The organism is Brevundimonas albigilva, from assembly GCF_023503965.1.
Taxonomy (GTDB): Bacteria; Pseudomonadota; Alphaproteobacteria; order Caulobacterales; family Caulobacteraceae; genus Brevundimonas; species Brevundimonas albigilva.
Map to the genome: position 1 here is coordinate 298628 of NZ_CP097298.1, position 24664 is coordinate 323291.

The window sequence follows — 24664 nt, forward strand, 5'->3', positions numbered from 1 at the left end:
GGCAGGCCGCCGCTCGGGTCAGGAGCGGTCGCCGGCGAGGCTGTCAGGAGCGTGAAAAGCCCGACGCCTCAGCCGGCGTATCGAAAGCCGTAAAAGCCGAAATAATAGCCGGCGGCCGCGCGCGAACGGGCGAAGGAGACAGCAAGGGCGCGCGAGCGGGACATGGGTCCAGGTCCGGTTGAGCGGATCGACGGCGATCCGAGGCGGCCTTAAGACACGCAAAGACCGTGCGCCGTCAACCCGCTTCGGCGCTCAACAGGACGAAACGCGTTCGGTTATCGCTGGAATCCTGCAAATCGTTGCGCAGAATCGACAGGCCATAGACCTCGGCGGCGTTGCGGGGGGCGATGGCGGCCTGGGTCGGATCGCCCGCCTCGGCGACGTCGCGGGCGGCGCCGGCGGTGTCGAAATGCTCGACCACGTTCAGCTTCATGCCCTTCAGCGTCTGCTCGCACTGGGCCAGGGCGATCGGATGGCTCAGCACCCGACGCAGGTCGTGGACGCGCGCGCCTTCCAGACCCATCAGGGCGTGCCGGATCGGCCGCCACGCCTCGGCGACCACCCGCAGGCCGGATTCGCGCACCAGGGTCGCCGCCGGCTCGACCGCCCCGATCGAGGAGTTCTCGACCGGGATCAGGGCGCAGTCGCAATCGCCCGAGATCAGCGCGTCGATCGCGCCCTGGAAGGTCTCGAACGCCACCGCCTCGTCCCACGGGCGCAGGGCCGTGCAGGCCTCGTGGCTGAACGCGCCCGGCGCGCCCTGATAGGCCACGCGGCCGGGCTTCTCATGTTGATTGGCAGGCGTTTCCATGTCCGTCACCCTCGGCTTTCGCCGCGAGCCCATCCTTCAGCGTGGCGGACAGAAGAGGCGGCCTCCGTGGCCGCCTCATGGCCGCATTTTCGCGCATCTGGGGCGCGGCTCCGATCAGGCCGCCTTCGACCGGCTGACGCGCCCGGACTTCAACCGCTCGGCCACCAGGAAGGCCAGCTCCAGCGCCTGGTCGGCGTTAAGGCGCGGGTCGCAGTGGGTGTGATAGCGGTTGGACAGGTCGTCCTCGGTCACCGCCTGGGCGCCGCCGATGCATTCGGTCACGTTTTGGCCGGTCATCTCCAGGTGGACGCCGCCGGGATGCACCCCTTCCGCCTCGGCCACGTCGATGAAGGTCCGCACCTCGCCCAGGATGCGGTCGAACGGCCGGGTCTTGTAGCCGTTGCCCGCCTTCAGCGTGTTGCCGTGCATCGGGTCGATCGACCAGATCACCTTGCGGCCGGACGCCTTCACCTCGCGCATCAGCTTGGGCAGGCGCTCGCCGACCTTGTCGTGGCCGAAACGGCCGATCAGGGTCAGCCGACCCGAGACGTTGTCCGGGTTCAGCGCGTCGATCAGCGGCAGCAGGTCGTCGGCCGTCATCGTCGGCCCGCACTTCACGCCGATGGGGTTCTTGATCCCCTTCATGAACTCGACGTGGGCGCCGTCCAGCTGGCGCGTGCGCTCGCCGATCCACAGCATATGGGCCGAGGTGTCGAACCATTCGCCCGAGCCGCCGTCCAGCCGCGTCAGCGCGCTCTCCACGTTCAGCAGCAGGGCCTCGTGGCTGGTGAAGACCTCGACCCGGCTCAGGTCGGGATGGGTCTCGGGCGTGACGCCGACCGCCTCCATGAAGGCCAGGGCCTCGGTGATCTTGTCGGCCAGTTCGCGATATTGCGCGCCCGCCTCGTTGTCGCCGGCGAAGCCCAGCGTCCAGCGGTGGATGTTGTATAGGTCCGCATAGCCGCCGCCGGCGAAGGCCCGCAGCAGGTTCAGCGTCGAGGCCGACTGGTTGTAGGCCCGCAGCAGCCGCTGGGGATCGGGCGCGCGCTCCTCGGGCGTGAACGCCATGCCGTTGATGATGTCGCCGCGATAGCTGGGCAGTTCGACGCCGTCGATCTCCTCGACCGGGGCCGAGCGCGGCTTGGCGAACTGGCCGGCGATGCGGCCCACCTTCACCACCGGCTTCCTGCCCGCGAAGGTCAGCACCACCGCCATCTGCAGGATCAGGCGGAAGGTGTCGCGGATGTTGTCGGTCGAGAACTCCTTGAAACTCTCGGCGCAGTCGCCGCCCTGCAGCAGGAAGGCCTCGCCCCGCTCCACCTGCGCCAGTTTCGACGTCAGGCGCCGCGCCTCGCCGGCGAAGACCAGCGGCGGCAGCGCGCGCAGCTCGTCCTCCACGGCCTGAAGGGCGCGGGGATCGGGATAGTCCGCCGGCATGTGCAGGGCGGTCTTGGTTCTCCAGCTTTCGGGGGTCCAGCGTTGGGTCATGATGGCGCCAGGATACGGCCTAGAGCGGGCCGGAACAACAGATTGTGCACAGGATGTGCGCCGCGCCGGCCGGAACCGCTCAGCAGGGAAACGGTTAAGCTTCTCGATCCTGTCTTCGGAGCATCGAAATGCGCGCACGCCCCTTTCCGTCGTCCTCGTCGCCGCCTTGGCCGCCTCGGGCTGCGCGCAGATGTCGTTCGATCGCGGCGCGGACCGTTTCCAGGGCGGCGTGGGCCAGGCGGCTTCGGCGCCGCTCCAGGATCTGAACATCCAGCAGACCGAAATCCCCGCGGTCCTGGTCGAGGCGCGCGGCGCCCCCTATGGCCGCGCGGACCTGCGTCGCTGCGCGGACATCTCGGCCCAGGTCGCCCGTCTGGACGAGGCGCTCGGTCCCGATCTGGATCAGCCGCAGCAAGGCCCCGGCCGCGATGAACAGGCGGCCGACCTGGCGCTGGACGCCGTGCGCGATACCGCCTCCGACCTGATTCCCTTCCGCAGCTGGGTCCGGCGCCTGTCGGGCGCGGCCCAGCACAGTCGCGAGGTTCAGGATTCGATCAAGGCCGGCCTTGTCCGGCGCGCCTTTCTGAAGGGGCTGGGCCAGCAGCGCGGCTGCCGTCCGCCCGCCGCCCCGTCGGCCTGATGCAGGACGCGCGCCGCTCCCCGCGCCTGCGCGGGGCGACGAACCGAACGGACCGGGATGGAAAAAATGGTGGATGCGACAGGGATTGAACCTGTGACCCCCTCGGTGTGAACGAGGTGCTCTCCCGCTGAGCTACGCATCCATGCCTTGCGGAGGCGGCGACATAGCCCGGTCGCCCCCGCGGCGCAAGCGCCGGATTTCAGATTCCCGCCGCCCGCACCGCCTCGGGCGTCTCCGTCTCCGGGTCGCCGGGCAGGAAGGCGACGCGGCCGTCATAGACCGCCTCGTTCAGGATGCGCTCCTCCTTGGCGACCAGCACGGGGACCAGCATCTGGCCGGTGACGTTGGTGGCCGTGCGCATCATGTCGATGATCCGGTCGATGGCGACGATATAGCCGATGCCCTCCAGCGGCAGGCCGGCGGTCGATAGGGTCAGGGTCAGCATGACGATGCTGGTCCCCGGCACCCCCGCCGTGCCCAGCGATCCCAGCACGGCCGTCAGGCCGATCAGCACATATTGGGTCAGCGTCAGGTCGATCTGGAAATACTGGGCGATGAAGATCGAGGCGATGGCCGGATAGATGGCGCCGCAGCCGTCCATCTTCACATTGGCCCCCAGCGGCACCGCGAAGGCCGCATAGGCCTGGGGCACGCCCAGCCGTTCGACCGTCTGGCGCAGGGTGATCGGCAGCGTCCCCAGCGAGGACGAGGTGGCGAACGCCGTCTGCTGCGCCGCGAACGCGCCCCTGAAGAAGCTGACCGCCTTCAGCCCGTGCAGCTTCAACAGGCCCGAATAGACCACCAGGATGTGGAACAGGCAGGCCGCGTAGATGGCCAGGATGAACTTGCCCAGCGGCAGCAGCGCCTCCCAGCCATAGCCGCCGACCACCGCCCCGATCAGGCCGAACACCCCGAACGGCGTCAGCTGGATCACCCAGCGGGTGATGCGGAAGACCACGGCCGCCCCCTCGTCCACCAGCCGCCGCACGCCCTGCGCCGCGTCGCCCAGCGCCACAAGCGCCATCCCAACCAGCGCCGAGAAGAAGATGATCTGCAGCACCCTGCCCTCGCTCAACGCCGCGAACGGGTTGGTCGGCACGACCCCGATCAGCACGTCCAGCGGCGTCGGGATCTCGCGCGCCTTCACCTCGCCCAGCGGCAGGTTCGACAGGCCGACGCCCGGATTGATCAGATGCCCGAAGGCGATCCCCACCAGCACCGCCAGCAGCGAGGTGATCGCGAACCAGACCAGGGTCCTGACCCCCAGCCGCACCGCGCCCACCCCCTCGCCCAGCCTGGCGATGGAACTGGCGATGGTGAACAGCACCAGCGGCGCCACCACCATGCGGATCAGGTTCAGATAGACGTCGCCGATCGGCTGCAGCCAGGTCTCGGCCCGTTCGCGCAGGATCAGGCCGGCGACCACGCCCAGCACGAAGCCGGCGGCGGTGCGCTGCCACAGGGGAATCTTGAAGAAGCGGGCGATCACGAACTCATCCTCGACGTCGGCCCGTCCATCTGGCCATCGCAAGGCGGCTCCGTAACCGGACGGGCCGCCGATCGGGCGCCAGGATTTCTATCGTCAGCCTTTAGCGCAGCGACAAGCCGCGCGGGCCCCTCGGCCCTCAGCCCCTCAGCGCCCTGGAGACGTAGAAGTCCGCCAGCAGACCGTCGATCGCCTCCTCCACATCCTCGAAGGCGTCGATCAGCACGTCGCCGCCCAGGTCCTCGACCGGCACGGGGGTGTAGCCGAAGGTCGTCAGGATGCAGGCCATCCCGGCGTCGCGGGCCGCCTGGGCGTCGGGCGCGGCGTCTCCCACCATGATCGCGCGGGCGGGGTCGCCGCCCGCGGTCCGGACCGCCTCGACCAGATGCGCGCCCGAGGGCTTGCGGGCGCTGACCCGGTCCGGCCCGACGACGGCCGCGAAATGATGCCTTAGCCTCAGCTTCTCCAGCAGCAGTTCGGACAGGTCCGAGCGCTTGTTCGTGGCCACCGCCAGCACGGCGCCGCGCGCCTTCAGCCGCTCCAGCGTGTCCACGACGCCCTCGAACGCCGGCTGCCGTCGGCGATATGGCCGGCGTAGTCGACCAGGAACCGCTCGAACAGGGCCTCCGAGCGCGCCCGCTCCACGTCGGCCCCCGCCGCCTCGAAACCGTGCACCAGCAGCGCCCGCGCCCCCGATCCGATCAGGGTCGAGGCCGCCTCCATCTCCACCGGGGGCAGCCCCTCTTCGACCAGCAGCCGGTTCAGCGTGCCGATCAGGTCGGGCGCGGAATCGACCAGCGTCCCGTCCAGGTCGAACAGGACGGTCCATCCCTCCAGATCGCGATCGGTCATCCGCATCTCCCTTTGGCGCGCATGATGGGCTAAGGCCGGGACGACTAGCCGCCGGGACGATTCATGACCAGAGCACGCGCCGCCATCATCCTCGCCGCAGGCCAGGGCACGCGGATGAAGTCGCCGCTGCCCAAGGTGCTTCACCCCGTCGGCCAGCGCGCCATGCTGGACCACGCCATCGACGCGGCCCAGGGCCTGGGGTGCGAGCGCATCGTCGTCGTGGTCGGAAACCACTCGCCCCAGGTCCGCGCCCATGTGGAGACGCGTCTCGGCGCCGGCGCCGTCGCGGTCCAGGACCCGCCTTTGGGCACCGGCCACGCCGTGCGCGCCGCCGAACAGGCCCTGGCCGGCTTCGACGGCGACGTGGTCGTCACCTACGGCGACGTGCCCCTGCTGAAGGCCGCCGACATCGAACCGGTCTTCGGCGGCGCCGGCGTCACCGTCATCGGCTTCCAGGCCCGCGATCCCGGCGCCTACGGCCGCCTGGTCATCGAGGGCGAGACGCTGGTCGCCATCACCGAGGCCAAGGAGGCCTCGCCCGAGGTCCTGGCCCTGACCGCCTGCAACTCGGGCGTCATGGCCGCGCCGGCCGACCTGCTGTTCCCCCTGCTGGCGCAGGTCACCAACGACAACGCCAAGGGCGAATACTATCTGACCGACGTGGTCGAACTGGCGCGCAAGGCCGGTCACCCGACCCGCGCCGTCTTCGCCGACGAGGACGCGGTGATGGGCGTCAACGCCCAGGCCGAACTGGCCCAGGCCGAGGCCCTGTTCCAGAAGGTCCAGCGCGAGACCTTCCTGGCCGCCGGCGTGACCATGAGCGCGCCCGACACCGTCCACTTCGCCTGGGACACCCAGGTCGGCGGCGGAACCGTGATCGAGCCCTTCGTCGTCTTCGGCCCCGGCGCGGTGATCGAGGGCGGGGCGCGCATCCGCAGCTTCAGCCACATCGAGGGCGCGCGCGTCGCCTCGGGCGCCGAGGTCGGCCCCTACGCCCGGCTGCGCCCCGGCGCGGACCTGGCCGAGGGCGTCAAGGTCGGCAACTTCGTCGAGGTGAAGAACGTCACGATGGACAAGGGCGCCAAGGCCAACCACCTGGCCTATCTGGGCGACGGCGCGGTCGGCGCGGGCGCCAACATCGGCGCCGGGACCATCTTCTGCAACTACGACGGCTTCAACAAGGCCCGCACCCACGTCGGCGCCGGCGCCTTCGTCGGTTCGAACTCCAGCCTGGTCGCCCCCGTCACCCTGGGCGACGGCGCCCTGATCGCCTCCGGCTCCGTCATCACCGAGGACGTGCCCGCCGACGCCCTGGCCTTCGGTCGCGCCCGCCAGACGGTCAAGCCCGGCGCGGCGGCCGTCTTCCGGGACAAGGCGGCGGCGCGAAAGCGCGCGGCGAAGGGCGTCTAAAGGGTCAGATCAGCCTCAGGCCCTCGCCGTCGGCTCCCTGTCCCGAGGACATGACCAGGTCCAGCGCCTCGCCCCCGAAACCCAAGCCCTCGATCGCGCTGCGGACACGATCGCGCACGGTCTTCAGGCTCGCGTCGCCCCGAACCTCCAGACGCCACCCCAGTTCACCCGAGCGCAGGTCCTTCGACCGCGCCAGCCAGGCCGCATGGACGCCCTCTACCGTCAGGGACGATCTCAGCCGGGCGACAAGCACCGTCGGTTCGGGATCGGGCGTCGTCAGTTCCAGGTCGGCGCTGTCGGTCAGCGACGCTTCGCCCGCGCCGTCCAGGATGGCGGCGATGTCCCGACGGGTCAGAACCAGGCCCTCTTCGCGTCCGGGATTCAGAACGATCACGCCATCACGAAAGGCTTCGAGGAAATGCTGGCCCCGCATGGCCATCGAGGCGGCGGTTCCCAGAACGGGCTGCGCGAACGCGGCCTGGGAAAAGCCGGCCGCGGCCTCGACGCCGTCCGACAGCACGATCCCCATTAGTTTCAAGGGACGATCCCGGCCCAGCACGACGCCCGGCGGCGGCGTTCCTTCGCTCGGCGCCACGTAGATTTCCGCGGAAAGGATGGCCAGTTCGGCCGCGGCCTGCTTGGCGGGATCGGCCCGGGCCTCGGCGATCGCCTTTTCCAGAGCGTCGGGGGTCTGTCGGGTCATGAGGCGGCTCCTGCAACTGAACCGCCGCGAATAGCACGATCCGATACGGGGCCAACCGCGCTCTGGCCCTTTCCGTTCCGGCCCGACTTGCCTATGGAGCGGCCATGAACACGGAAATCCAGAAGCGCAGGGCCGGCGAGGCCGCCGCCCAGCACGTCGAGGTGGGCATGGTCGTGGGCCTGGGCACCGGCTCCACCGCCGCCTGGTTCGTCAAGGCGCTGGCGGCGCGGGGCCTGCACGACCTGCGCTGCGTCCCCACCTCGGAAAAGACCGCCGACCTGGCGCGCGACCTGGGCCTGACCCTGTCGACGCTGGAGGACACGCCCCGCATCGACCTGACCGTCGACGGCGCCGACGAGGTCGGACCCGGCCTTGCGCTGATCAAGGGCGGCGGCGCGGCCCTGTTGCGCGAGAAGCTGGTGTGGGAAGCCTCGGCCCGCTGCATCGTCATCGCCGACCACGCCAAGGTCGTGCCGGTGCTGGGCGCCTTTCCCCTGCCGATCGAGGTCGTCGCCTTCGGCCACAAGACCACCGGCAACCGCATCGCCGACGTCCTGGCCGACCACGACATCGCCGCCCCCGCCCGTGTGCGCCAGGCCGATCGCGGCCTGGTCCGCACCGACGGCGGCAACCTGATCTACGACGCCGCCTGCAAGGCCATCCACGACCCGGCGCGCCTGGCCGACGACCTGAAGCTGATCACCGGCGTGGTCGAGCACGGCCTGTTCCTGGACCTGGCCGACCTGGCGATCATCGGGACCGACGACGGGGTCGAGACGATCAACCCCTGAGCACTCATGGCTCCGCTCATCCCGGCGAAAGCCGGGACCCAGTGCTGTGGGCGCTCCGTCGCACGCCGTCAGGCGCACCCGCCTTGCCCCTCCCCGATCCGGCGCCTAAGTCCGATCCGCTGGGCGGGCGGCCGTCCGGATTTCACACCATTCACACTATTCACACCCTGTTTTTCGGCGCCTGCGCCGGGATTTCACACTATTCAGACGGTTCAGACTCTCTTTTCCGCGTCTGAACCCCGGAGGCCCGGATGTCCGACTACGATTACGACCTCTTCGTCATCGGCGCGGGCTCCGGCGGGGTCCGCCCGCGCGGCTGACGGCCCTGGGCGGCAAGAAGGTCGCCGTCGCCGAGGAGTTCCGCGTCGGCGGCACCTGCGTCATCCGGGGCTGCGTGCCCAAGAAGTTCATGGTCATGGCCTCCGAGGTCAGCCACGCGCTCGAGATCGCCGAAGGCTACGGCTGGTCGTTCGACAACGCCAAGTTCGACTGGCCGACCTTCCTGGAGGCCAAGGACGTCGAGATCGCCCGCCTGTCGGGCATCTACGCCGCAAATCTGGGCAAGGCCGGGGTCGAGCTGGTCCACGGCCGCGCGGTGCTGAAGGACGCCCACACCGTCGAGATCGTCGGCAAGAACCGCACCATCACCGCCGAGAAGATCCTCATCGCCACCGGCGGCCGTCCGTGGAAGCCGGAAGACCTTCCCGGCATCGAACACGCCATCACCTCGGAAGAGGCCTTCCACCTGCCCGAACTGCCCAGGCGCATCCTGATCGCCGGCGGCGGCTATATCGCGGTGGAGTTCGCGGGAATCTTCGCCGGCCTGGGCGTCGAGACCACCCTGATCTATCGCGGCCCCAACATCCTGCGCGGCTTTGACGACGACGTGCGCGCCCACCTGGCCGGCGAGATTGAGAAGCGCGGCGTCAAGGTCGTCCTGGGCTGCCAGCACAAGTCGATCGAGAAGACCGCCGCCGGCCTGGTCAACCACCTGGAAAACGGCATGACGCTGGAAACCGACGTGGTCATGTTCGCCACCGGCCGTATCCCCTACGTCAAGGACCTGGGCCTGGAGGCGGCCGGCGTCGAACTGAACGACGAGGGCGCGATCAAGGTCGATCCCTATTCGAAGACCACCGCCGACAACATCTGGGCCATCGGCGACGTCACCGACCGGATGAACCTGACCCCCGTCGCCATCCGCGAGGCCGTCGCCTTCCACCAGACCGTCTATCGCGACAGCCCCCAGCATTTCGACTACGAGGCCGTCGCCACCGCCGTCTTTAGCCAGCCGCCCGTCGGCGTGGTGGGCCTGACCGAGGCCGAGGCGCGCCGGTCCTGCTCCAAGGGCGTGGATGTCTATGTGACCCGCTTCCGGCCGATGAAATACGCCTTCACCGGCTCCGACGAACGGGTGCTGATGAAGCTGGTGGTCGACGCCGACAGCCAGCGCGTGGTGGGCGTCCACATCGTCGGGCCGGACAGTCCGGAGATGATCCAGTTGGCCGCGATCGCCGTGAAGGCGGGCCTGACCAAGGCCCAGTGGGACGCCACCTGCGCGGTTCACCCGACCATGGCCGAGGAGCTGGTGACCCTGAAGGAGAAGCAGACGCCGGCGAACATGGCCGCCGGCTAACCCCGCGCCTCAGCGACGCGGCCGCTCGCGGAACCGCTCCAGCACGTCCAGCCGCCTCGAAAAGGGCTGGGGCTCCACGAACGGTCCCGTGTCGCCGAAGGTGACGATGCGCGAGTCGCCCTCGGGCGTCGCCTGGGGCCACTCGGGCCGGCCCGCGCCATTGGGGTCGCCGGTGCGGGCGAAGGCGGTCCAGTAGCCCATCATCGCCTCCGAGGCCCGCCGGTCGCGATCCTCGACCGGATAGGGAAGGATGCCCAGGTTGCCGAACACATAGGGCCGCTCGACCGCGTGGCTGGCCCCGCCGTGGGCCTGGCGGTTCTCCGCCGACGTCACGTCGAAGCGGTAGAGATAGGTCGGATGGCCCGCCCTGGCGTGCAGGCGCGCCAGCTTGCGGGCGGGCTCGGTGAACACCAGGTCCGTCACGACCTGAGCGTCGAAGGCTGCGACCCCGCCATAGGCGTCCGCCGCCTCGGCCCGCTCCAGCCAGGTCATGTCGTCGTCGATCAGCCCATAGCCCGACCGGTCCGTGGGCCTGATCCACCAGAACTCGGCGCTGTTCGTGCCGATGACATAAGGAACCGGCGCCTGTCGCCCGGCCGCGAAGGCGGCTTCGACCGTCTCGGTCACGACCTCGCCGTCGATCAGGTTCAGGTCGCCGTTCGCGAACGACGGCGCCGGTCCCAGGAAGGTCTCCGCCGGCGCGGCCCGCAGCGCCTCGGCCGAGGTCAGGCCCGCCGCATCGGCCCAAGCCTGGCCTCGCTGACGCGCCGAGGGGGCGCCGGCGGGTCCCGGCCGATCCAGCGGAATCTGAAGCTCGCGCCCCAGCCCCGACTGCACCACGGCCCGCTGGAACAGCCCGCGCGCCTGAGGCGAGATCATCATCCGGTTCACCAGCAGCCCGCCCGCCGACTCGCCGAAGATCGTCACATTGCCGGGGTCGCCGCCGAACGCGGCGATGTTGGCCTTGACCCACCGCAGGGCCGCGATGACGTCCATGACGCCGTAGTTGCCGGCCGCCTCGCCCGCCGGCCTCTCCGCCGCCAGGGCGGGGTGATCGAAGAAGCCCAGACGCCCCAGCCGATAGTTCAGCGTCACGACCACCACGCCCCGCCGGGCCAGGTCATCGCCCTCGTACAGCGCCGCCGTACCGGATCCGTTGATCAGCGCCCCTCCGTGGATCCAAACCATGACCGGTGCGCGCGCGCCGGCGGCCTGGGTCGTCCAGACATTGAGGTTCAGGCAATCCTGGCTCATCGGCGGCGGGCCGACGCCGGGGTCGCCGTTCGCCGGGGGCTGGATGCAGATCGCCCCATAGGCGGCGGCGTCGCGACGACCTTCCCAGGCGGCCGGCGGCTGCGGCGGACGCCAGCGCAATGCGCCGACGGGCGGCGCGGCGTAGGGAATGTTGCGATACGAGGTCACGGCCTCGTCGGTCCGGCCGAGCAGAACCCCCTGCTCGACCCGCGTCTCCACCTGTGCTGTCGGGTCGACCTGCGCCGTCATCAGGGCCAGCGTGGCGAATGCGGCTGCGATTGTCATGTCCCGTGATTAGCAAATTCTTCCGACGCGCCAACGATGCTGCGACGATTTTCAAAGATCTGGCGAACCAATCCGCGTCCGCTGCGTTTGGGGGGTTGCTGGTGGGGCGCGCATTGAACGACTTGATGGAAAAGACACGAACCGCCGTCGACCTGGCCGCGGCGTTCGAGGTGTCGCCCAATCCCTACATTCTGCTTACGCCCGATCTGGTGATCGTCGGTGCGAACCAGGCGTATCTGGACGTCACGTCCTCTCGTCGGCAGGACATCGTCGGACAGCCCCTGTTCCAGGCCTTCGATTCCGGCGACGGGCAGGAAGCGCCCGAGAACGTGCGGCGGGTTAAGGCGTCGCTGGAAAAGGCGCGTGACACGCGTCAGCGCGACCACCTCGCCATGGTCCGCTTCTCGATCGCGCGCACCGGCGCGGACGGCGCGCGCACCTTCGAGGACCGGATCTGGAGCGCCACCCACACCCCGATCCTGGATGACGACGGTCGGGTCAGCTTCCTGCTGCAACACACCACCGACGTCACCGACCTGAACCGGGGCTTCATCCCCGACCCTTCGGCGCCGATCAGCGCCCTGGACGCCATCGTCGGCGGCGGGCTGCTGCGCCGCGCGGAAGTCGTTCAGGAGGACAATCTTCGCCTGGAGCACGAGCGGAACCGCCTGGTCGAGATGTTCATGCAGGCCCCCGGCTTCGTGACCATCCTGTCCGGGCCGCAGCATGTCTTCCAGATGCACAACGCCGCCTATCAACAGCTGATCGGCCAGCGCGACGTGTCGGGGTTGCCCGTTCGCGAAGCGCTGCCCGAACTGGCGGGCCAAGGCTATTATGAGTTTCTGGACGACGTCTTCGCCACCGGCGAACCCTACGAGGGCCAGGAAAGCCTGGTTCAACTGCAGCGCCGCCCGGGCGGGCCGCTGGAAGACGTCTATGTGAACTTCATCTATCAGCCGATCCGCGACGAAAAGGGGGCCGTGGCCGGCATCTTCGTCCAGGGGCACGACGTCACCGAGAACGTCCTGGCCGCCCAGCGGCAGAAGCTGATGATCGACGAACTGAACCACCGGGTGAAGAACACCCTGGCCACCGTCCAGTCGATCGCCATCCAGACGGCCCGGTCGCACGCCGATCCCGCGACCTTCGCCGAAACCTTCCAGTCCCGGCTGATGGCCCTGTCGCACACCCACAACCTGCTGACCCGCAGCCATTGGGAAGGCGCGGAGCTGAGCGCCATTTTGGCCCACGAGACCGAGGCCTTCGGCCCGACCCGCATCAGCCTGAACGGGCCGCCTGTCGACCTGGAGCCCGCCCTTGCGCTGTCGCTTGGAATGATCTTCCACGAATTGGCGACCAACGCCGCCAAGTACGGCGCCCTGTCGACGCCCGAGGGCCGGGTGCTGATCGACTGGGCGCTGGCCGACCAGCGGGCCCCCAAGTTGACGCTGACCTGGCGCGAGGTCGGCGGCCCCCCTGTCTCAACGCCGAGCAGAAAAGGCTTCGGCAGCCGCCTGATTGAACGAAACATTCGCCACGATCTGGCCGGCGAGATCGATCTGCTTTACGCCGCCGATGGATTGGTCGCGGAACTGACGGTTCCGCTGGAAAGGAAATACGCGTGATGACCCAGCCCCTGACCGGACGTCGCGTTCTGATCGTCGAGGACGAATCCCTCGTGGCCATGCTTCTTGAAACCATCCTCGAGGACATGGGCTGCACGCCCGTGGGTCCCGCCGCCAACATCGACGAAGGCGCCGCGATCGTGCGGGACGAGGCCGATCTGGACGCAGCGCTGCTGGACGTGAATGTCGCCGGCCGCCAGGTGTTTCCGGTGGCCGAGGCGCTGAAGGCGCGCGGCGTGCCGTTCGTCTTCTCCACCGGCTATGGCGAGGGCGGCCTGCCCGACGAATGGCGCGGCAATCCCACCATCCAGAAGCCTTTCACCGAAACCGCCGTGCGCGACGCCCTGATGAAGGCGATGGGCGTGGCCCAGGCCTGAGGCGGGACGGCCGACCCGCTGACTATTTCCCTAGCTGGCCGGCGCGCCTGCGATCCAGCGACGATGCAGCATCGGCTTGCCCAGCCAGTAGGCCAGCTCGGCCGGCCGGGCCACGTCCCAGGCGGCCAGGTCGGCCGCCATGCCTGGCGCGATGACGCCGACATCCTTCAGCCCCAAGGCCCGGGCCGCGTTCCGGGTCGCGCCCGCCAAGGCCTCTTCCGGCGTCAGGCGGAACTGCACGCAGGCCAGGTTCATCGCCGCCGTCATGGAGGCGAGGGGCGAGGTTCCGGGATTGCAGTCGGTCGCCACCGCCATCCGCACCCCATGACGCCGGAGCAGATCCACCGGCGGCGTCTGGGTCTCGCGCAGCATCAGATAGGCGCCGGGCAGCAGGACGGCGACCACGCCCGCCTCGGCCATCGCCTTCACCCCCGCCTCGGTCGTGTGCTCGATGTGATCGGCGGACAGAGCCTGGTAGCGGGCGGCCAGCGCCGCTCCCCCGCCGTCCGATAACTGATCGGCGTGCAGCTTGACCGGCAGGCCCAGGGCGCGCGCCTTGTCGAACAGGCGCGCGACCTCCTCCCCCGAAAAGGCGATGGGTTCGCAATAGGCGTCCACCATGTCGACCAGCCCCTCCGCATGGGCGGCCGGCAGGATGCCATCCACAGCCTTGTCCACATAGGCGGCGCGGTCCGCCCGATGCTCGGGCGGGACGGCGTGCAGGCCCAGGTAGGCGGTTCGCACCCTCACCCCGCCCTCGCGCCCGATGCGGCGGGCGACGCGCAGCATCTTCAGTTCGCTGTCGCGATCCAGGCCATAGCCGGACTTGATCTCCACCGTGGTGACGCCGGTGTCCTTCAGCCCTTCCAGCCGCCGCATGGCGGAGGCGAACAGCTGGTCCTCCGAGGCCGCTCGCGTGGCCTTGACGGAAGAGACGATGCCGCCGCCGGCGCGGGCGATCTCCTCGTAGCTCGCGCCCTGTAGCCGCTGCTCGAACTCGCCGGACCGATCCCCGCCGAAGACCAGGTGGGTGTGGCAGTCGATCAGACCGGGGGTGACCCACCGGCCGTCCAGCCGCTCCACCTCGTCCGCCGCGACCGTCGGCATGTCCGCGCGCGGCCCGGCCCAGGCGATCCGCCCGTCCGCCACGACCACCGCCGCGTCCTCGACGGCCCCATAGGGCGCGCCGCCTTCAATCATCGTCGCGACGTGGCAATCGATCAGCAGACGGTCGGCCTTCATCGGCGGTCTCCTCGAGACGAGAAACGGGCGATCAGATCGTAGCGGTCTCCGGGAAAGGTCTGCCACACCCGGGTCACCCCCTGTCCGTCGCGCCAGGTGCGTCGCTCGACCCGCAGGCAGGCCGCGCCGGTTTTCAGCCCAAGCAGGCGGGCCTCCGCGCTCTCGGCCTCCACCGCGGCGATGCGGTTCTCGGCCTCGGTCCAAGGCGCCTGGTCCAGCAGCCAGGACCCCGGCGGCGTCACGCCGAAATCGACCCTGTCGGCCTCCGGCGCCGCGGACAGAGCGATCAACCGCCGTTCCAGGGCCAGCGGCGCGCCGTCGGCGCTGTGCAGGCAGGCCAGATCCAGCAGACGTCCGTCGCGGGCCAGATCGCTCTCCTCCTCCGTGGCCGCGTCGCGCTCGCGTCGCTCCAGCAGGCGATAGCCATAGGCCTGACCGCGCTCGACCACCTCGGCCCTGAGATCGGGGATCGCCAGCACCGCCGCATGGGCCTTGGGCTGGGCGACGAACGTGCCCGCACGACGCCGCCGCGTCACCAGCCCCCGGCCCGCCAGCTCGGAAATGGCCTTGTTCACCGTCATGCGGGAACAGCCGTAAGCGGCCGTCAGTTCGTGCTCGAAGGGGATGCGCTGGCCCGGCGCCCAGTCGCCCGACAGGATGCGCCGCTCCAGGTCGGCGTAGATGCGCCGGTGCAGCGGCCCGCTCATCCCAGCACCGTCGCCAGCGCCCGGCGATAGCGGGCCTCGACCCTCTCGCGCGCGACGTGGCGGCCGTCCTTCACCACCTGCCTGCCCGCGCGCCACACCGACGCGACCGAACCGGACGGCGCGCCGAAGATCCAGCTGTCCAGCAAAGCGTCGCCCCTCCGGCTCGAGAAGACCGATCGGCCGGCGTCCAGCGTCACGATGTCCGCGGTCGCGCCGACGCTCAACCCCGCCTCGGCCCCGCAGGCCTGAGCCCCCGCCGCCAGAGCGTGCTCGAACAGGGCGCGGCCGGTCGAGCGCGTCGGCCCGGCCATCACCGCGCGCCCGCGCAGGCCAAACCGCTGGCTGTATTCCAGCATCCGCAGTTCCTCGGCCACGCCGATCTGCACATTGGAATCCGTGCCCACGCCGAACAGCCCCCCCGCCCGGGAATAGGCCGCGGCGGGAAAGATCCCGTCGCCCAGATTGGCCTCGGTGACGGGACACAGGCCGGTCACGGCCCGACGGTCGATGACGCCGCGCCATTCGGCCTCGGTCACGTGGGTGGCGTGGATCAGGCACCAGCGGGCATCCACCGGCGCATTGGCCAGCAGCCATTCGACTGGCCGCGCGCCCGACCACGCCAGGCAATCCTCGACCTCCCTGGTCTGTTCCGCGACATGAATGTGGATGGGCCCGTCGCCCGCCAGCGCCGGCAGGGCGGCCAGTTCGTCCGGCGTCACGGCCCGCAGGCTGTGCGGCGCCACGCCCACCCCGGCCCCCTCCATGCCCGCCGTCAGGTCGCGGCACCGATCGACCAGGGTCGAAAAGCCGTCCAGGTCGTTGATGAACCGCCTCTGGCCGTGGCTGGGCGCCTGCCCGCCGAACCCGGCGTGGGCGTAGAAGACCGGCAGCAGGGTCAGGGCGATCCCCGTTTCGCCGGCCGCCGCCACGATGCGCCCGGCGATTTCGGCCCGATCCGCATAGAGGCCGCCCGCCGGGTCGTTGTGCAGATAGTGGAACTCCGCCACGCGGGTGAAACCGCCCTCCAGCATCTCCATGAAGGCCAGGGCGGTGATGGCCTCGATCTCGTCCGGCCCGCCCCGGTCGAGGAATCGGTACATCAGCTCGCGCCAGGTCCAGAAGTCGTCATCTGTCGGCCCGCGCGCCTCGGTCAGGCCCGCCATGGCCCGCTGGAAAGCGTGACTGTGCACATTGGCCATGCCCGGCAGGGCCACCGCCCCGCCCGCCTGGCCGCTTCGCGCCGCCCCGGTCTCGACCCCCGCGATCCGGCCGTCCGACAGCGCGATCCGCACCCCATCGGCCCAGCCGTCCGGCAGCAGCGCCGTCTCGAACCACAGGGTGCGATCCACGGTCATGGCGTTCGGCGTCACTGGACAGTCCCGCTCGGTTGCGATCAATATGTCTAGACATACCACGATGCAGCGATTTGGCGAGGGAGGCGGCATGACCCCCGATTGGCTGACGATACGCGAGGGGACGGCGCCGCTGGTGATCGGCCTGCCGCACACCGGCACGGACGTCCCGCCCGCCATCGAGGCGCGCCTGACCTCGCCCTGGCTGGCCAGGAAGGACGCCGACTGGTGGGTGCACCGGCTCTACGACTTCGCCGTCGACATGGGCGCGACCCTGGTGCGGACCGGGATCTCCCGCAGCGTCATCGACGTGAACCGCGACCCGTTGGGCGTGTCTCTCTATCCGGGCATGACGACGACCGGCCTGTGTCCGACCGAGACCTTCGACGGCGAACCGCTGTATCGCGACGGCCAGGCGCCCGGCGACGCCGAGATCGCCGAGCGTCGCGCGACCTGGTTCGATCCCTATCACGTCGCCCTGCAGGCGCAGGTCGACCGCCTGCGCGGCCAGGGGCCGGTCGTCCTCTACGACGCCCATTCGATCCGCTCGGTCGTGCCGCGCCTGTTCGACGGGGAGTTGCCTCAGTTCAACATCGGCGACAATGGCGGGACGACCTGCGCGCCGGAACTGACGCAGGCGGTCGAGGCCGCCTGCGCGGTCAGCGGGCAGAGCGTGATCGTCAACGGCCGCTTCAAGGGCGGCTGGACAACCCGCCATTACGGCCGACCCGAGGCGGGCGTTCACGCCATCCAGATGGAGCTGTCGGATCGCGGCTACATGATCGACCCGGCCGCGCCGGTGACGCCCGACAACTGGCCCAGCCCCTACGACCCTCAATACGCCGAACCGATGCGGGGCCACCTGCGCCGGGTCCTGACCGCTTGTCTCGATTTCGCGGAAAGCCGCCGATGAACACGCCGAACGCCCGAACCGTCCGCAGCCCGCGCGGGCCGGAGAAGACCGCCAAGACCTGGGCCGCGGAAGCCGCGATGCGGATGCTGATGAACAACCTTGACCCCGAGGTGGCCGAGCGGCCGCAGGACCTGGTCGTCTATGGGGGATTGGCAAGGCGGCGCGCGACTGGGCCGCCTTCGACCGCATCGTCGAGACGCTGAAGGGCCTGGGCGAGGACGAGACCCTGCTGGTCCAGTCGGGCAAGCCGGTCGGCGTCTTCCGCACCCATGCCGATGCGCCCCGCGTGCTGATCGCCAACTCCAACCTGGTGCCCAAGTGGGCGACGTGGGAGCATTTCAACGAACTGGATAGGAAGGGCCTGGCCATGTACGGCCAGATGACCGCCGGCTCGTGGATCTACATCGGCACGCAGGGATCGTTCAGGGCACCTACGAGACCTTCATGGAGGCGGGCCGCCAGCATCACGGCGGGGACTGGTCGGGCAAGTGGATCCTGACGGCGGGCCTGGGCGGCATGGGCGGCGCCCAGCCCCTGGCCGCGACCATGGCGGGCGCGTCGTGCATCGCCATCGAATGCCAGCGCAGCCGCATCGAATTCCGCCTTCGCACCCGCTATCTGGACGTCATGGCCGAGACGCTGGACGAGGCGCTGGCCCTGCTGCACCAGTCGCTGAAGGCGGGCAAACCGACCTCCATCGGCCTGTTGGGCAACGCTGCGGACCTGCTGCCGGAGATGGTGCGCCGCGGCGTCCGCCCCGACCTGGTCACCGACCAGACCAGCGCGCACGACCCGGTCAACGGCTACCTGCCGTCGGGCTGGACCGTTGCGGAGTGGGAGGACGCACGCGCCTCCGATCCCGCCGCCGTCGAGGCCGCCGCGCGCGCGTCGATGGCGGTTCACGTCCAGGCCATGCTGGACTTCCACGCCCGGGGCGTGCCGACCACCGACTACGGCAACAACATCCGCCAGGTCGCCTTCGATCAGGGCGTAGAGGACGCCTTCGACTTCCCCGGCTTCGTCCCCGCCTATATCCGCCCGCTGTTCTGCCGCGGGATCGGCCCTTTCCGCTGGGCCGCCCTGACCGGCGATCCTGAGGACATCTCAAAGACCGACGCGGCGATGAAGCGGCTGTTTCCCGACAACGCCGGCCTGCACCGTTGGCTGGATATGGCGGGCGAACGCATCGCTTTTCAGGGACTTCCGGCGCGTATCTGTTGGATCGGATTGGGCGACCGGCACCGCGCGGGCCTGATGTTCAACGACATGGTGGCGTCCGGCGAACTGTCCGGCCCCATCGTCATCGGCCGCGATCACCTGGACTCGGGCTCGGTCGCCAGCCCGAACCGCGAGACCGAGGCGATGGCGGACGGCTCCGACGCCGTGTCCGACTGGCCGCTGCTGAACGCCCTCCTGAACACGGCCTCGGGCGCGTCCTGGGTGTCGCTGCACCACGGCGGCGGGGTCGGCATGGGCTATAGCCAGCACTCCGGCGTGGTCATCGTCGCCGACGGCACGCCTGAGGCCGCCGCCCGCCTGGAGCGCGTCCTCTGGAACGACCCCGCCACCGGCGTCATGCGTCACGCCGACGCCGGCTACGACATCGCCAAGGCCGCCGCCCGCGACCATCACCTCAATCTGCCGAGCCTGAAATGATCCGCATCGCCATCGGCCAGACGCCGCTTACCCTGGCTCAGCTTCGCACCGTGCTGGACGGCCCGGTGACGGTCGAGATCGCGCCCGACGCCTGGGCCGACGTCGACAAGGGCGCCGCGACCGTCGCCGCCATCGTCGCCGAGGGCCGCACCGTCTATGGCGTCAACACCGGCTTTGGCCTGCTGGCCAACACCAGCATCGCGCCGGAAGATCTTGAAACCCTTCAGAAGAACCTGGTGCTCAGCCACGCCTGCGGCGTCGGCGCCCTGCTGCCCGACGCCGTGACGCGCCTCTTGATGGTGCTGAAGATCGCCAGCCTGTCCAAGGGCGCGTCCGGCGTCCGCCGCGAGACGCTGGAGACGCTGATCGCGCTGGTGAACGCCGATGTGTTGCCCTGCATTCCGTCCAAGGGATCCGTGGGCGCCTCGGGCGACCTGGCGCCGCTGGCCCATATGTCCAGCGTCCTGATCGGCGTCGGAGAGGCGCGCGCGCAGGGGCGGATTCTCGACGCCGAGGCGGCGCTGGCTCGCGTCGGCCGCAAGCCCCTGACCTTGGGGCCCAAGGAAGGCCTAGCGCTGCTGAACGGCACTCAATGTTCGACGGCGCTGGCGCTGGCCGGGCTGTTCGCGGCCGAAGACGTGTTCGCCGCCGCCATCGCCGCCGGCGCGTTGTCGGTGGATGCGCTGAAGGGCTCCGACGCGCCGTTCGATCCCCGCATCCACGCCTTGCGCGGCCAGCCCGGACAGATCGCCGTCGCCGGCGCCTGCGCGACCTGATGAGCGGCTCGGCCATCCGCGACAGTCACCGCGACGACTGCGCCAAGGTCCAGGACCCCTACTCCCTGCGCTGCCAGCCCCAGGTGATGGGCGCGGTGCTGGACGTGCTGAGCAGCGCCGCCGCCATGCTGGCGCGCGAAGCCAACGCCGTGACCGACAATCCGCTGGTGTTCATCGACGACGGCGAAGTCATCTCCGGCGGCAACTTCCACGCCGAACCCGTTGCTTTCGCGGCCGATCAGATCGCCATGGCCCTGTGCGAGATCGGCAACATCTCCGAACGCCGCACCGCGATCCTGGTCGATCCGAAGATGAGCGAGCTGCCGGCCTTCCTGGTCAGGGAAAGCGGCCTGAACTCGGGCTTCATGATCGCCCAGGTGACGGCGGCCGCCCTGGTGACGGAAAACCGCATGGTTTCCCATCCGTGCAGCGTCGACACCGTGCCGACCAGCGCCAACCAGGAAGACCACGTCTCCATGGCCACCCACGGCGCGCGACGCCTTCTGGACATGGCCGAGAACGCGGCCGCCGTGGTGGGCATCGAACTGCTGGCCGCGGCCCAGGGCATCGAGTTTCATCGCCCGATGCAGACCTCGCCGCAGTTGGAGGCGGTCTTCGCCATCGTGCGTCAGGCCGCGGCGCCGTACGCCTCTGACCACTATTTCGCGCCCGACATCGCCCGCGCGACCGACGGCGTGCGCCAGGGCGCCTATCGCCGGTTCGCCGAGGGGCTGCTGCCCTCGTCCTAGTCAGTCGAAGGGCTGAAGCGGCGCGCGTCTGAGCGCGGCGAGGTTGGCGGAGTTGGTGCAGAAGCAGACGGTCCGCAGTTGGCGGACCACGATCTGGAAGTGGTCGATCACCGCCTCGGTGGAAATCGTCGCGGCCTGAAGCACGCCCGCGGCCTGTCCCGCCAGGTCGGCGCCCAGGCGGATCGCCCGGGCGGCGTCCAGCCCGTGACGCACGCCGCCCGACCCGACCACGACGGCCTCGGGACAGGCGCGGCGGACGTCGACGAGGGCGTGGGCGGTCCTGATGCCCCAGTCGGCGAAGACGGCGGCGTGGGCCTTGTCGCCGGGATCGACCGCGCGCTCGCCTTCGATCAGGCCCCAGTTCGAGCCGCCGGCTCCGGCCACATCCACCGCCGCGACGCCCATGTCGACCAGACGCCGCGCCGTGCGTCCCGACAGCCCCGCGCCCGTCTCCTTGACGACGATCGGGGCGCCGAGCCGCGGGATCAGGGCCTCCAATGCGGCCCCGACGCCCCACCAGTCGCGGTCGCCCTCTGGCTGACAGGCCTCCTGCAGGGGATTGAGATGGACGACCAGGGCGTCGGCGCCGATCATCTCGACAGCCCGACGGGCTTCGTCCAGACCGAAGCCGCGGGTCAGCTGCGCCGCGCCGATGTTGGCCAGCAGGGGGATATCGGGCGCCCGGTCGCGCAAGGTCTGGTCCAGGCCGCTCGCGGCGTCGTTTTCGATGGCCGCGCGCTGCGAGCCGACCGCCAGGGCCAGGCCCAGATGCTGGGCCGCCTCGGCCAGGCGACGGTTGATGGCCTCGGCTCGCGCCGGACCGCCCGTCATCGCCGAGATCAGCAGCGGCGCCTTCAGGCGCCGTCCCAGGAAGTCGGCGCCCAGATCGATCTTGTCGTGATCCAGGTCCGGCAACGCCTCGTGCACGAAGCGAACCGCGTCAAAGCCGGCGTCACGCGCGTGACGGCCGCGACCGTCCAGCACCACGTCCAGGTGCTGGTCCTTTCGGCTGATCGGCGAAGCCTCGGTCATCCTGGGCGGTTAGGCCGGGATCATGGCTCCCGTGCGGCGGGCTGGCGCTCGACCGTCAGGGCGTAGGCGCCGGTCTGGTTGGGGCCGTAGGCGCGCGCGTGCACCACGTACCAGCCGTCTTCCGGCGCGGTCCAGTCCAACCGCGCGTGGGTGTCAGACAGGCCGTCGTCGTCGGTGGCCAGGCTTTCGAACGCGTCGCCGTCCTCGCCTCGCCCAGGTCGATGAAGGCGTCGAAGGCGTTCGAGACCAGGGTCAGACGCAGTTTTTCGTCCTTCTTGGCCTGGAAGCGATAGGCGTCGAAATAGACGCCGTCGTCGTCGATCGCATCGGTTTCGCCCAGCGTTCCCCGCACCGTCGTCCCGACCAGCAAACTGCCCGGCTTCGGCGCCGGCCCCAGGTCGACGAGCTCCAGCGAATAGAGCCCGCGACCATCGGCCGCCAGCGGTTGGGCGCGGATCACATAGTCCCCGGCCTCCGGCAGCGAGAAGGTCAGGCGGGAATCCGTCCCCTCGCCCAGGCCGTCGTCATCCTGGGCCAGGGCGGCGAACTCATCGCCCGCCTTGCCGATCTCCAGCAGGGCGTCGAAGTCCCCGGAGCGCAGGATGGCCTGAACGCGCTGTCCTTCCTGGCCGCTGACGACATAGGCGTCGTAGCGCCTGCCGCCGTCGCCCTGGGGGTCGTCGTCGGCGATCTCGCCTTCAAGCGTCTGGCCCAAGCCCATGGCGGTCGGAGCGGGCGGCGGCGGCACCTCCATCAGCTTGAGGTCGTAATCGCCCTCCGCCTCTTCGCTGAAGCCGCGCGCCTCGATCAGATAATCGCCATCGGCGTCCAGCGTGTGCGCCAGGCGCGAGTCGGTGCCCTGCCCCAGCCCGTCGTCGTCCTCGACCAGGATGCTGTTGTCCGACAGCCGGCGCAGCGCCAGGTAGGTGTCGAAGTCGCCCGACGACATCTCCACCGCGATGCGCTGACCGGCGGACCCGCTGAAACGATAGAGATCGGCGCGCTGGCCATCGTCGGTCCGGCCGCTGTCGTCGCCCAACGCGCCCTCGATCTCATCCCCGATGGCCACCGGCTTGGACGGCGGGGGCGGCGGCGCGGCCTCCAGGCCGACGACATAGGCGCCTTCGCCCTCGCTCAGGGAGGTCGCGTAGATGACGTAGTCGCCGGCGCTGGGGGCGACGAACACCAGACGCGAGTTCAGGCCTCCGCCCGGCGCATCGTCGTTCTGCGCCAACTCCTCGAAGTCCGGGCCGTTCATGCGCCCGACGCGCAGCACCGGGTCGAAGGCGTCGGACTCCAGCGTCGCCACCAGCCGCTCCCCGGCGGAGGCGCGAAAGACGAAGGCGTCGTACCGCCCGCCGTCCTCCAGTTCCGGGTCGCGGTCGCCCAGGCTTCCGTTCAGGGTCTGGCCCAGCCGGATGGCGGTCGGGCGCGGCGCGCGCGGCGGGCGCGGACGTTCCCGCAGCGACAGGCTGTAGTCGCCGCCGTCGAGGCCCGACAGCGTGCGCGCCCGCAGGATGAAGGTCCCGTCGGCCTCGGGGGTGAACCGCAGCCGGGCGTCCGTGCCTTCGCCCAGTCCGTCGTCGTCCTGCGCCAGGGGTTCGTCCTCGCCATCGGCGCGAACCTCCAGATAGGCGTCGAAATCGGCGGCGCGCAGCATGGCCTCCAGCCGCTGTCCGGCGCGCGCCTGGAACCGATAGTCCTCGAACCGATAGGCGTCTTCAGGAGCGGAGGCGTCGTCGGCGGTCAGGGCGCCGTCGATGCTGGCGCCGATTGCAACGGACGGGCGTCCTGCGCCAGCACCGGCCCGGCGGTCCACAGCAGGGCCAGGGCGCTGCAGGCGGCGATCGACGAACGCGTCATTGAGGTCTCCCATTATGGACCGCGATCATAGACGCCGAACCATGACGGCTGTAAATCGCGCCATCCTCATTTCTCAGCCCGGAGCCCGCCCATGTCGGCCCAGCCCTCGCGCGCGACCCTGATCGACGGAAAGGCCTTCTCCACCGGCCTGGTGGAACGGGTGGCCGCCGCCTCGGCGCGTCTGGAGGCGGCCCACGGCGTCAAGCCGGGTCTGGCCGTCGTGATCGTCGGCGAAGACCCCGCCAGCCAGCTCTATGTCCGAAACAAGGGCGAGACCACGGTGCGCGCAGGCCTGCGGTCCGACACCCATCGGCTGGACGCGACGACCTCCCAGGCCGACCTGCTGGCGTTGATCGCCGAGCTGAACGCCGACGCCGGCATCCACGGCGTTCTGGTGCAACTGCCCCTGCCGACGCACATCGACGCCTCGGTCGTTCTGGACGCCATCGACCCGGACAAGGACGTGGACGGCTTCCACGTGGTCAACGCCGGGCGGCTGGCGGTCGGCCTGCCCGGCCTGGTCCCGTGCACGCCGCTGGGCTGCCTGATGCTGCTGAAGGACCAGCTGGGCGACCTGTCGGGCCTGAACGCCGTCATCATCGGCCGCTCCAACATCGTCGGCAAGCCGATGGCGCAGCTTTTGCTGGGCGAAAGCTGCACCGTCACCATCGCCCACTCGCGCACGCGCGACCTGCCCGCCGTGTGTCGCGCCGCCGACATCCTGGTGGCCGCCGTCGGCCGCCCGGAGATGGTGCGCGGCGACTGGATAAAGCCGGGCGCGACCGTGATCGACGTGGGCATCAACCGCGTGCCCTCGCTGGACCCGGAAAAGGCGGCGGCGGGCAGACCCGCGTGGTCGGCGACGTCGCCTTCCAGGAGGCTGTCCAGGTCGCCGGCCGCATCACCCCCGTGCCGGGCGGGGTCGGGCCCATGACCATCGCCTGCCTGCTGGCCAACACCTATTCCGCCGCGTGTCGTTCGATCGGCGTGACGCCGGAGCCGTTGGACGCTTGAAG

General features: G+C 70.1%; 18 protein-coding genes, 1 tRNA gene and 4 pseudogenes. 10 read left to right on the forward strand and 13 right to left on the reverse strand.

Annotation, left to right across the window (positions count from 1 at the left end):
• Window positions 1-235: 235 nt before the first annotated feature.
• Window positions 236-811, reverse strand: coding sequence for a prephenate dehydratase domain-containing protein (locus MU852_RS01615; protein ID WP_249750741.1), 576 nt, complete (start codon window positions 809-811; stop codon window positions 236-238).
• Window positions 812-925: 114 nt separating this feature from the next.
• Window positions 926-2299, reverse strand: a complete 1374-nt coding sequence (locus MU852_RS01620) for a class II 3-deoxy-7-phosphoheptulonate synthase (RefSeq protein ID WP_249750742.1) — start codon at window positions 2297-2299, stop codon at window positions 926-928.
• Window positions 2300-2489: 190 nt separating this feature from the next.
• Here MU852_RS01620 and MU852_RS01625 point away from each other — a divergent pair, with 190 nt between their 5' ends.
• Window positions 2490-2939 (forward strand): hypothetical protein, encoded by a 450-nt coding sequence (locus MU852_RS01625; RefSeq protein WP_249750743.1) that lies wholly within the window; start codon window positions 2490-2492, stop codon window positions 2937-2939.
• Between the two features lie 67 nt (window positions 2940-3006).
• On the opposite strand, the gene MU852_RS01630 is transcribed toward MU852_RS01625, so the two are convergent.
• From MU852_RS01630 to MU852_RS17650, 4 genes are all read right to left on the reverse strand, one after another.
• Window positions 3007-3081: transfer RNA gene (locus tag MU852_RS01630), tRNA-Val, on the reverse strand.
• Window positions 3082-3138: 57 nt separating this feature from the next.
• Window positions 3139-4428, reverse strand: a complete 1290-nt coding sequence (locus MU852_RS01635) for a dicarboxylate/amino acid:cation symporter (protein ID WP_249750744.1) — start codon at window positions 4426-4428, stop codon at window positions 3139-3141.
• A gap of 136 nt (window positions 4429-4564) precedes the next feature.
• Window positions 4565-4978, reverse strand: coding sequence for an HAD-IA family hydrolase (locus tag MU852_RS17645; RefSeq protein WP_347342321.1), 414 nt, complete (start codon window positions 4976-4978; stop codon window positions 4565-4567).
• Window positions 4957-5277: an HAD hydrolase-like protein gene (locus MU852_RS17650; protein WP_347342322.1), complete on the reverse strand. Its 321-nt coding sequence runs from the start codon at window positions 5275-5277 to the stop codon at window positions 4957-4959. Before MU852_RS17650 ends, MU852_RS17645 begins: the two co-directional genes overlap by 22 nt.
• Before the next feature lie 63 nt (window positions 5278-5340).
• Here MU852_RS17650 and glmU point away from each other — a divergent pair, with 63 nt between their 5' ends.
• On the forward strand, window positions 5341-6687 hold the full coding sequence (gene glmU, locus MU852_RS01645; protein WP_249750745.1) for a bifunctional UDP-N-acetylglucosamine diphosphorylase/glucosamine-1-phosphate N-acetyltransferase GlmU: 1347 nt from the start codon (window positions 5341-5343) through the stop codon (window positions 6685-6687).
• A gap of 4 nt (window positions 6688-6691) precedes the next feature.
• Here the strand turns inward: glmU and MU852_RS01650 are convergent, their stop codons facing one another.
• Window positions 6692-7390, reverse strand: coding sequence for an SseB family protein (locus MU852_RS01650; protein WP_249750746.1), 699 nt, complete (start codon window positions 7388-7390; stop codon window positions 6692-6694).
• Window positions 7391-7494: 104 nt separating this feature from the next.
• Here MU852_RS01650 and rpiA point away from each other — a divergent pair, with 104 nt between their 5' ends.
• Window positions 7495-8181 (forward strand): ribose-5-phosphate isomerase RpiA, encoded by a 687-nt coding sequence (gene rpiA / locus MU852_RS01655; protein WP_249750747.1) that lies wholly within the window; start codon window positions 7495-7497, stop codon window positions 8179-8181.
• 251 nt (window positions 8182-8432) lie between these two features.
• Window positions 8433-9817: pseudogene (gor, locus tag MU852_RS01660) on the forward strand (glutathione-disulfide reductase).
• Between the two features lie 9 nt (window positions 9818-9826).
• Here gor and MU852_RS01665 read toward each other — a convergent pair.
• The gene (locus MU852_RS01665) at window positions 9827-11356 is read right to left on the reverse strand and encodes a carboxylesterase/lipase family protein (RefSeq protein ID WP_249750748.1); all 1530 of its coding nucleotides are present in this window, start codon (window positions 11354-11356) and stop codon (window positions 9827-9829) included.
• Between the two features lie 125 nt (window positions 11357-11481).
• Here MU852_RS01665 and MU852_RS01670 point away from each other — a divergent pair, with 125 nt between their 5' ends.
• Window positions 11482-12981: an HWE histidine kinase domain-containing protein gene (locus MU852_RS01670; RefSeq protein WP_249750749.1), complete on the forward strand. Its 1500-nt coding sequence runs from the start codon at window positions 11482-11484 to the stop codon at window positions 12979-12981.
• Window positions 12981-13358, forward strand: coding sequence for a response regulator (locus MU852_RS01675; protein ID WP_249750750.1), 378 nt, complete (start codon window positions 12981-12983; stop codon window positions 13356-13358). The genes MU852_RS01670 and MU852_RS01675 overlap by 1 nt, the downstream gene beginning before the upstream one ends.
• Window positions 13359-13388: 30 nt before the next feature.
• On the opposite strand, the gene hutI is transcribed toward MU852_RS01675, so the two are convergent.
• Genes hutI through MU852_RS01690 form a run of 3 tightly spaced genes read right to left on the reverse strand, consistent with a single transcriptional unit; the run spans window position 13389 to window position 16662 of the window.
• Entirely contained in the window at window positions 13389-14600 is a 1212-nt protein-coding gene (hutI, locus tag MU852_RS01680) for an imidazolonepropionase (RefSeq protein ID WP_249750751.1), read from the reverse strand.
• Window positions 14597-15307: a histidine utilization transcriptional repressor HutC gene (hutC, locus tag MU852_RS01685; protein WP_249750752.1), complete on the reverse strand. Its 711-nt coding sequence runs from the start codon at window positions 15305-15307 to the stop codon at window positions 14597-14599. The genes hutI and hutC overlap by 4 nt, the downstream gene beginning before the upstream one ends.
• Window positions 15304-16662, reverse strand: coding sequence for a formimidoylglutamate deiminase (locus MU852_RS01690; RefSeq protein ID WP_249751829.1), 1359 nt, complete (start codon window positions 16660-16662; stop codon window positions 15304-15306). The genes hutC and MU852_RS01690 overlap by 4 nt, the downstream gene beginning before the upstream one ends.
• Before the next feature lie 88 nt (window positions 16663-16750).
• Here MU852_RS01690 and hutG point away from each other — a divergent pair, with 88 nt between their 5' ends.
• The 3 genes and pseudogenes from hutG (at window position 16751) to hutH (ending at window position 20753) form a co-directional block, all read left to right on the forward strand.
• Complete coding sequence (gene hutG, locus MU852_RS01695; protein ID WP_249750753.1) at window positions 16751-17572, forward strand: N-formylglutamate deformylase; 822 nt, start codon at window positions 16751-16753, stop codon at window positions 17570-17572.
• Window positions 17569-19228 (forward strand): annotated as a pseudogene (gene hutU, locus MU852_RS01700) (urocanate hydratase). Before hutG ends, hutU begins: the two are co-directional and overlap by 4 nt.
• Window positions 19225-20753: pseudogene (gene hutH / locus MU852_RS01705) on the forward strand (histidine ammonia-lyase). Before hutU ends, hutH begins: the two co-directional pseudogenes overlap by 4 nt.
• Here hutH and fni read toward each other — a convergent pair.
• Together fni and MU852_RS01715 are read right to left on the reverse strand one after the other, a co-directional pair.
• Window positions 20754-21785, reverse strand: coding sequence for a type 2 isopentenyl-diphosphate Delta-isomerase (gene fni, locus MU852_RS01710; protein WP_249750754.1), 1032 nt, complete (start codon window positions 21783-21785; stop codon window positions 20754-20756).
• Window positions 21786-21840: 55 nt separating this feature from the next.
• Window positions 21841-23661, reverse strand: coding sequence for a PPC domain-containing protein (locus MU852_RS01715; RefSeq protein WP_249750755.1), 1821 nt, complete (start codon window positions 23659-23661; stop codon window positions 21841-21843).
• Window positions 23662-23739: 78 nt separating this feature from the next.
• Here MU852_RS01715 and MU852_RS01720 point away from each other — a divergent pair.
• Window positions 23740-24662: pseudogene (locus tag MU852_RS01720) on the forward strand (bifunctional methylenetetrahydrofolate dehydrogenase/methenyltetrahydrofolate cyclohydrolase).
• Window positions 24663-24664: the final 2 nt, after the last annotated feature.

Coding starts and splice junctions, on each gene's coding strand:
- MU852_RS01615 (WP_249750741.1), bottom strand. CDS start 811: ATGGAAACGCCTGCCAATCAACATGAGAAGCCCGGCCGCGTGGCCTAT.
- MU852_RS01620 (WP_249750742.1), bottom strand. CDS start 2,299: ATGACCCAACGCTGGACCCCCGAAAGCTGGAGAACCAAGACCGCCCTG.
- MU852_RS01625 (WP_249750743.1), top strand. CDS start 2,490: ATGTCGTTCGATCGCGGCGCGGACCGTTTCCAGGGCGGCGTGGGCCAG.
- MU852_RS17650 (WP_347342322.1), bottom strand. CDS start 5,277: ATGACCGATCGCGATCTGGAGGGATGGACCGTCCTGTTCGACCTGGAC.
- glmU (WP_249750745.1), top strand. CDS start 5,341: ATGACCAGAGCACGCGCCGCCATCATCCTCGCCGCAGGCCAGGGCACG.
- MU852_RS01650 (WP_249750746.1), bottom strand. CDS start 7,390: ATGACCCGACAGACCCCCGACGCTCTGGAAAAGGCGATCGCCGAGGCC.
- rpiA (WP_249750747.1), top strand. CDS start 7,495: ATGAACACGGAAATCCAGAAGCGCAGGGCCGGCGAGGCCGCCGCCCAG.
- MU852_RS01665 (WP_249750748.1), bottom strand. CDS start 11,356: ATGACAATCGCAGCCGCATTCGCCACGCTGGCCCTGATGACGGCGCAG.
- MU852_RS01670 (WP_249750749.1), top strand. CDS start 11,482: ATGGAAAAGACACGAACCGCCGTCGACCTGGCCGCGGCGTTCGAGGTG.
- MU852_RS01675 (WP_249750750.1), top strand. CDS start 12,981: ATGACCCAGCCCCTGACCGGACGTCGCGTTCTGATCGTCGAGGACGAA.
- hutI (WP_249750751.1), bottom strand. CDS start 14,600: ATGAAGGCCGACCGTCTGCTGATCGATTGCCACGTCGCGACGATGATT.
- hutC (WP_249750752.1), bottom strand. CDS start 15,307: ATGAGCGGGCCGCTGCACCGGCGCATCTACGCCGACCTGGAGCGGCGC.
- MU852_RS01690 (WP_249751829.1), bottom strand. CDS start 16,662: ATGACCGTGGATCGCACCCTGTGGTTCGAGACGGCGCTGCTGCCGGAC.
- hutG (WP_249750753.1), top strand. CDS start 16,751: ATGACCCCCGATTGGCTGACGATACGCGAGGGGACGGCGCCGCTGGTG.
- fni (WP_249750754.1), bottom strand. CDS start 21,785: ATGACCGAGGCTTCGCCGATCAGCCGAAAGGACCAGCACCTGGACGTG.
- MU852_RS01715 (WP_249750755.1), bottom strand. CDS start 23,661: ATGGGAGACCTCAATGACGCGTTCGTCGATCGCCGCCTGCAGCGCCCT.